Origin of the sequence: Gimesia sp. (assembly GCF_040219335.1) — a bacterium.
Classification (GTDB): Bacteria; Planctomycetota; Planctomycetia; order Planctomycetales; family Planctomycetaceae; genus Gimesia.
The window spans coordinates 21,107-27,513 of record NZ_JAVJSQ010000017.1 but is presented as its reverse complement, the minus strand read 5'-3'; the positions used below and the strand labels follow the sequence as shown (position 1 = coordinate 27,513).

Here is a 6,407-nt window from a genome sequence, read left to right as displayed (position 1 = left end):
TGTGATATCAATATGCAGCAAATCCGGGTACAGCTGTAAGGACAGCAGGAACAGGACTAAGGGTGTGATTCCCAACAGTACCAGGATCAGGATCAGCCGGATGACCATGAAAGACTCTGCCCGATACGAGTCTGTTTCTTCTACGTTGCGTGACATTCGCGTCGCGGGAGTTTCCACGTAAGGTGTAATCCGTGAAGCACTCAGCCTCTCAAACGAACCCTGTGTGTGTCGCCTGATTTTCTGGCGGGAACGGGTTTCATGATTTGATTTCATCAGCATGTTCAGCCCTCCTTCATCAGGGACATTCGTGAATCGAAAACGATAAATCTCAATTCCAGTAGAGAAGCAAATACTGGGCCATAAAAACATGCCTTCCAGATTTGGGTTATTGCAACTTTGTAAGCAAGTGGTTAGGAATCCCGTCGTAAAAACAGCAGTTTGAGAACGAGACGGGCGAATCATAATTTCTTCTATCAGTCACTCGCAGAAAAACAGCCACTTATGGTAAGTCGCATGCAGTTGTTTTTTATCTGAAAGCACGACACCTGAATGGAAGGTGGAGTTCATAAACACTGTGGCACTGCGGCCAGTGAAGGTTTCTCAGAGTTCTGAAAGCGGTCATCCAGCGAATGTGGACTGTGCCTCAGTCGGGTATAAAGAAAGTGGATTCTCCATATTTAACAACATATCATCACCGAGACCGAGTCCATCAAGATGCCCCTGCCCCCCTCATCGTTTACTAAGACTAATTACAACTGCTATTTAATACCTGTGAATTCAATCAGCTTTATCTCTTCTGGCTAACCAGGATTAAGGTTGCCTTTCGTTATCTCTTAAGGCCTCTCACTTTCGTATTGCTATAGCCTATCGGAGAAAGCCATTGATACAATGCCCCTTCCCCTGTTTCTTGATCCATGCGGAATGCGAGAGATATTGTTATCTTGTATTCCGGAAAGGGATCAGATCTATAAAACGAAAACGCTACACAGAAGAACAAATTGCTTTTTCCTTTACGCCAGGCTGAATCAGGAACCACAGTGGCGGAAGTGACCCACAAGATGGGCATTTCTGAGCAGACCTTCTATCGCTGTAGGAAGGAGTACGCCGGATGGGGGTGCCGAACTGCGGCGTCTGAAGCAACTCGAGGAAGAAAACAAGAAGCTGAAACAGCTCGTGGCCGACCTCAGCCTCGATAAGAAGACGCTGCAGGATGTCGTCCAGGGAAAGGCATGAGGTCTGATTGTCGTCACGTAGTGGTGAAGCGGCTTCAGGAAGGTTATTCCCAAAGTGAACGTCGTGATTGCAGGGTATTGAAATTTCCACGAGCCAGCTACCGCTACAAAAGTGTTCGAGACGAATGGACCGAATTACGTATCCGGTTACGTGATCTAGCCCGTATCTGAAGCCTGTATGAAATATCCTCAGAACGCGGGGATGTCAGCTGGAAGGCCTCTATCTAGTTGACGTTCAGCTCATGGATCTGGAAAATGGAGAGCAAAGGATCTAGTGCGTGCCCAACTCTTCGCTTTCAGTGAAGTTAACATATGCAGAACAGCTTATCTGGTCCAACTGAGAAAAGATGCGTTTACTTGATGATATATTGTGTGCTCATATAGTTTTACTCTACATGAATTGGACCGGTATTGGATCGCTTTATTTTAGATTGAGAATTACTTGAATTGTTGTAAACCACTTACTGATACGTTCTCCACAGGAATGTGCAAAATGTCGAATCCAAATAAATATCGGGCGGTTACTATCTCCGAGTACGATTACAGCAGGCTACAAGAACTGCTGCTCGTTGCAAATCAATTTGCGTCACCACCTCCTTCATATATCCGTCATCTTGAGACAGAATTATTACGAGCAAAGATAGTTCCTCCAGATCAAATTCCGCCATATCTGGTCACGATGAATACTCAAGTCAAAATGACTGACTGCAAGACTGGGAAGCAACGGGTCTACACGCTCGTGTTTCCTCAAGATGCTGATTTGGAAGAAGGAAAGCTCTCGATCCTCTCCGACTTGGGAGTAGCAATTTTGGGATATAGCGTTGGGGATACTATAGAGTGGGAATTTCCGGAGGGGACAAAGCAAATCCAGTTGGATATGATCTGCTTTCAGCCCGAAGCTACCAAGCACTATGAATTATAATGCTTATTTCGGATTGGGATTTCATATACTTAAAACTCACCAGGTAAAGAGGCCGGACTTTGATAATTGAGTCCGATCAACATCTATAAAGATTCAGACACTTTAGGAGCCGTGGGATTTTTCATACCTGTTGTGTATTTTTTGTACTCTGAAAAGATTATTGTTTAACTGCAGAGGGCCCTGCCATTTTTCAAATGAAATTACTCCACAGGTTCTTAGCTGAGTTATCAGCGTGATTTCAGCTTATGGAGACAACCTTACCCGTGATCCGTTTATGATGACATTATACCGGAGCGTTGGGGCTGATAAATGATCTCTTTGATCAGCATTTGACTTGCATAGCCACTCACTTCATCACCAATCCTGCAGCCGAATATTGCGGTGCCAATCGGGGTCAGGATTGATAATTTTCCGTCATTTATGTTTGCCTCGTCTGGGTAGACTAGGGTATAGATCTCATCCTCATTCAAGTCCTGATCAATCAGTTTTATCTGCGAATTCATCGTCACTATGTCTGGTGGTATAAAATCCGGCTCTACAATATCGGCGTTATATAACTCCCCCCTTAATCGCGAGATGTAGGGGTTATTGCCAATCGCCTGTGTGAACTCGCTCTGCAGCAATAGCGACAATTTTCGATGATCACTTTTGGAAATTACTATTCGTTTTTGGTTCATCAATTACATCCCTGGATTTTTAGAAAATGATAATCTTAGAACACAACATTACATTGTCTCTGAAATTATGTCAGTAAATCCATGATGCAATTATCGGGCCGATTCAGAGGATACTTAGCATAGTCAAAGTAAGCTTGAAAATGGCAAGATGCTAGTTGATTTGACCATGTTTGTTGTCTTGTGTATCGTCATTTCAGATTTACTGTCAACTAATGTTGACAATTGTCATTCAGTGCTGACAAGACGAGAAATGTTGTCATGGTCAGAAGGATTGTCTGCTCAGCTATTCCTCGAATTTCCTCAATCCGGCAGCAAGCAGATCCGAATGGCCGGGTTTGAACGGCCTTAAATCGTAGCCATGCTTCAACAGATAACCTGCAACACGGCAAGAGCGAATAAGCTGTAATGAAGCCGATGGATTCTTATTTATGGGAGCAGGAAAGAATTCCAGACGAAATCAAAGCACCAATTTCATTGATGAAAAGCCACTGTGTGGAAAAAATGAATGCATCCGTGTTAGGAAGAAACGGATGCATTCATCCACTATGATTGATTGGAACTGGACGAATCCAAGCCATAGTGTTGCGCTCATTGTGCTCCTGATTTTCAGCTGACTCAGGAGGACATATAAAAAAATATCGTCGTCATGCGCATTGGGGGTTTAGTAGGATACTTTAATTTCTAATAATTCTTGTGGGATCGACGAGTATTTGATTCTATGTGAAATCAAGTCTATGAATCATTTTCAAGAGTTGGCCAAGGACTCTATGTCCTGGCGTGGTCCGAAGAACTCAAAATGAATTCGATTAGTTGAGACATTCAAGGAGTGTAGGCAAGAATAAACGTTCTGCATGAACGGTTTAGGACCACAGAAATAAAATTCGGCATTCTCGAAGGGAGTCCAGTCACGAATGATTGTTTCATCTACAACGCCATTCGAATCATAATTTTCCCTTTCGACGTCTTCTTCAAGAGGGCAATCATACATCGTAAGCGTTCTGACGTTTGGACCATTATCTTTTAATTCTTGAAGTTCTTTTCTGAAAGCATGAGTCTGGCTGTTGCGTGCTGCCTGTAAAAAATAGAGAGGGGCTTCAGGCTGAGAAGCGATCAACGATTTTGCCATCGATAATAATGGAGTGACACCAACGCCACCGGCAAGGAAGACAACCGGGGTTTCACGCTGATCAGAGAGATTCAATGTAAATTCTCCGCAAGGCGGGCCGATTTCCAAGGTGTCGCCAACCTGAACTTCATCGTGTAGATAATTCGAAATCAGTCCAGCAGGAGCATCAGGGGTGAGGCTCACTTCGCGTTTAACACTGATACGAAAATAGTTTTGACCAGGCTGATCCGAAAGACTGTAGTTGCGGGGTGAAGTGGGAGTGGTTGGATGATCAATTCTGACGGTAATGTATTGGCCCGGTATCCAGGTCGGAAGTGGGCCATTGTCGGCAGGCTTCAAATAGAAGGATGTAATGACATTACTCTCTGATTCCTTACGTTCAACGATAAACGGACGATAGCCGTTCCAGCCTCCAGTTAAAGCACGCTGTTCAGCATAAATTTGTCGCTCACGTTCTATGCATACATCTGCAAGGAGTTGATAAGCTTCGCCCACCGCAGCCAAGATTTCGTCTGTGGCAGCTTCTCCCATAACCTCCTGAATCGCTGCCAATAAGTGCTTGCCGACGATCGGATACTGTTCGGGTTGAATACCTAAAGAGCAGTGCTTCTGAGCAATGAGCTCAATTGCTGGCGTGAGGGACTCCAGATCATCAATGTGTGAAAAATAAGCGCAGATGGCACCAGCAAGAGCTTTTTGCTGGCCACCGGAATGTTGGTGTGATTGATTGAAGAAAGCTTTGACTTCCGGGTTCCCTGCGAACATCTTCTGGTAGAAAACGCGAGTGACGGTTTCCGCATTTGCCGCGACAATCGGAGTGATATTCTTGACAATACCGATGGTTTTATCACTTAGCATTGATGGTTCTCCTGAAGAAAAACTTGCTATATGTGGGAAGTTAACTATACTACACCTAAATGTATAGAATTGTTTTTCTTGTACGTCAACGCCTAATTGTGGACCTCCATATATTTTTCGGGAAATCAGATGCTTTCGAAGACTCATGAATATGCATTGCGTGCAGTAGCCTGCCTGGCGGGGCAACCCCATAAACCCGAATCGGCAGATCATCTGGCAGAAAAGACCAAAGTACCCCGACGGTATCTCACGCGTGTTCTGCAGGACCTCACCGCTGGAGGAATTCTGAAGTCGCGAAGTGGCCCCAAGGGGGGCTACGAATTGATTACTGATCCTTCAGAACTTTCAATTCTGGATATCGTGAGCGCTATCGCTCCCATGGAACGAATCAATAGTTGTCCGTTGGGGCTGAAATCGCACACCAGTCTCTGTCCCTTACACGCAGAGTTAGATCGTGTATATGCCGAAGCGGAAGCTGCATTCGCTCGCGTGACAATCGGCCAGCTACTTGAGTCCACCACAACGATCGTTCCCTTATGCGAGAGTTGATGAAATTTTCGAAGGGAACTTAACTTTCGTTGATTCTATTTTTATAGAAAGAGAGGCGATCACCCAAATCTTGAAATGGAAATTTGTATCTTTAGTAATTTACCTTTGACTGGTTGTGATGAAGATTTCTGCTTCAATAACCGTTTAGAGAAAGTAGGAAATGATGATTAAAGTATCAGTGATGCTATGCGGATGTGTTTTGGCTTGTACTTTGGTTTCGTTCGCTGAACCACCAGGGCAGGAGAGCCTCCCCCAGGCACAGGGGCTAAAAAGAGGGGCGACAAAGAAAACCGATGAAAAGCAACTGGAACGGCGGATGTCAATCGACGAGGCACGTTTACGGGCGCGACTCACTCACAATATATATTCGGCGACTTTGGATTCCATGCATAGAAGTTATTTTATCAATGAGCGAGCTGCTGTTCCTGCACGGGTAATGCAACGAATGTTTGATGATGTGGAGGAAGTAGAGAAAATCAAGGCCCGATGGATTGCCGTAAATGCCCGCGCGATGAGTATCGACCACGAGCCGAAAACCGATTTTGAAAAAAAGGCTGCTCAGGAACTGGCGTCGGGTAAAGAGATGTATGAAAAAGTCGAAAATGGTGTTTACCAGCGAGCAGGTGCGATTTCATTAATGCATCATGGTTGTTTGAGCTGTCATGTTGGGTTTGGAAAGAAAAATACGAAAGATCGATTTGCTGGATTGATTATATCGATCCCAATAAAATGATATGAGCTGATAAGGAAACATATGTTAAACCAGCCATATTCGCTTTGGCTTGCTCAGCAAACTTTCTGTGCACTTTCCTCAGGTGTCGTGGACCGACAAGGACAGTATCTGTTGGTATTATTCCAAATTGCAGGTCAGATCTTCTGAGTTTGTTAGCTGAAGCAAATCAAAATATCCCCATCAAAATTTTCTCTCCTCAGGTCTCTAAGCAATAGTAACGCCAGTAACACAACCATGATTGCAGATAAAGCTTCTACATCAAGTACGTGTAGCATATGCGGTACGATTGCCGACACAGCAGTAAGTATTC

At 44.4% G+C, this 6,407-nt stretch carries 7 protein-coding genes; 4 read left to right on the top strand and 3 right to left on the bottom strand.

The window, feature by feature from the left end; all coding sequences use genetic code 11:
* Positions 1 to 279, bottom strand: a 279-nt coding sequence (locus RID21_RS14695) for a hypothetical protein (protein WP_350190045.1), incomplete at its 3' end; no start/stop codon positions are given.
* A gap of 719 nt (positions 280 to 998) precedes the next feature.
* On the opposite strand from RID21_RS14695, the gene RID21_RS14690 reads away from it, so the two are divergent.
* Positions 999 to 1,196 (top strand): helix-turn-helix domain-containing protein, encoded by a 198-nt coding sequence (locus RID21_RS14690; protein ID WP_502892617.1) that lies wholly within the window; start codon positions 999 to 1,001, stop codon positions 1,194 to 1,196.
* A 529-nt stretch (positions 1,197 to 1,725) separates the two neighbouring features.
* A complete protein-coding gene (locus RID21_RS14685) occupies positions 1,726 to 2,154 on the top strand; it encodes a GreA/GreB family elongation factor (RefSeq protein WP_194242520.1) in 429 nt (142 codons plus the stop codon).
* 272 nt (positions 2,155 to 2,426) lie between these two features.
* On the opposite strand, the gene RID21_RS14680 is transcribed toward RID21_RS14685, so the two are convergent.
* Together RID21_RS14680 and hmpA are read right to left on the bottom strand one after the other, a co-directional pair.
* Positions 2,427 to 2,831 (bottom strand): GreA/GreB family elongation factor, encoded by a 405-nt coding sequence (locus RID21_RS14680; protein ID WP_350190043.1) that lies wholly within the window; start codon positions 2,829 to 2,831, stop codon positions 2,427 to 2,429.
* Positions 2,832 to 3,576: 745 nt separating this feature from the next.
* Complete coding sequence (gene hmpA / locus RID21_RS14675; RefSeq protein ID WP_350190041.1) at positions 3,577 to 4,815, bottom strand: NO-inducible flavohemoprotein; 1,239 nt, start codon at positions 4,813 to 4,815, stop codon at positions 3,577 to 3,579.
* Positions 4,816 to 4,944: 129 nt separating this feature from the next.
* On the opposite strand from hmpA, the gene RID21_RS14670 reads away from it, so the two are divergent.
* Both RID21_RS14670 and RID21_RS14665 read left to right on the top strand, forming a co-directional pair.
* Positions 4,945 to 5,364, top strand: a complete 420-nt coding sequence (locus RID21_RS14670) for an RrF2 family transcriptional regulator (RefSeq protein ID WP_145442683.1) — start codon at positions 4,945 to 4,947, stop codon at positions 5,362 to 5,364.
* Positions 5,365 to 5,524: 160 nt separating this feature from the next.
* Entirely contained in the window at positions 5,525 to 6,097 is a 573-nt protein-coding gene (locus RID21_RS14665; RefSeq protein ID WP_145442684.1) for a c-type heme family protein, read from the top strand.
* The last annotated feature ends 310 nt before the right edge of the window (positions 6,098 to 6,407 follow it).

Excerpts from the sequence above, each read along its gene's own strand:
- RID21_RS14685 (WP_194242520.1), top strand. The coding sequence starts at position 1,726 with ATGTCGAATCCAAATAAATATCGGGCGGTTACTATCTCCGAGTACGAT.
- RID21_RS14680 (WP_350190043.1), bottom strand. The coding sequence starts at position 2,831 with ATGAACCAAAAACGAATAGTAATTTCCAAAAGTGATCATCGAAAATTG.
- hmpA (WP_350190041.1), bottom strand. The coding sequence starts at position 4,815 with ATGCTAAGTGATAAAACCATCGGTATTGTCAAGAATATCACTCCGATT.
- RID21_RS14670 (WP_145442683.1), top strand. The coding sequence starts at position 4,945 with ATGCTTTCGAAGACTCATGAATATGCATTGCGTGCAGTAGCCTGCCTG.
- RID21_RS14665 (WP_145442684.1), top strand. The coding sequence starts at position 5,525 with ATGATGATTAAAGTATCAGTGATGCTATGCGGATGTGTTTTGGCTTGT.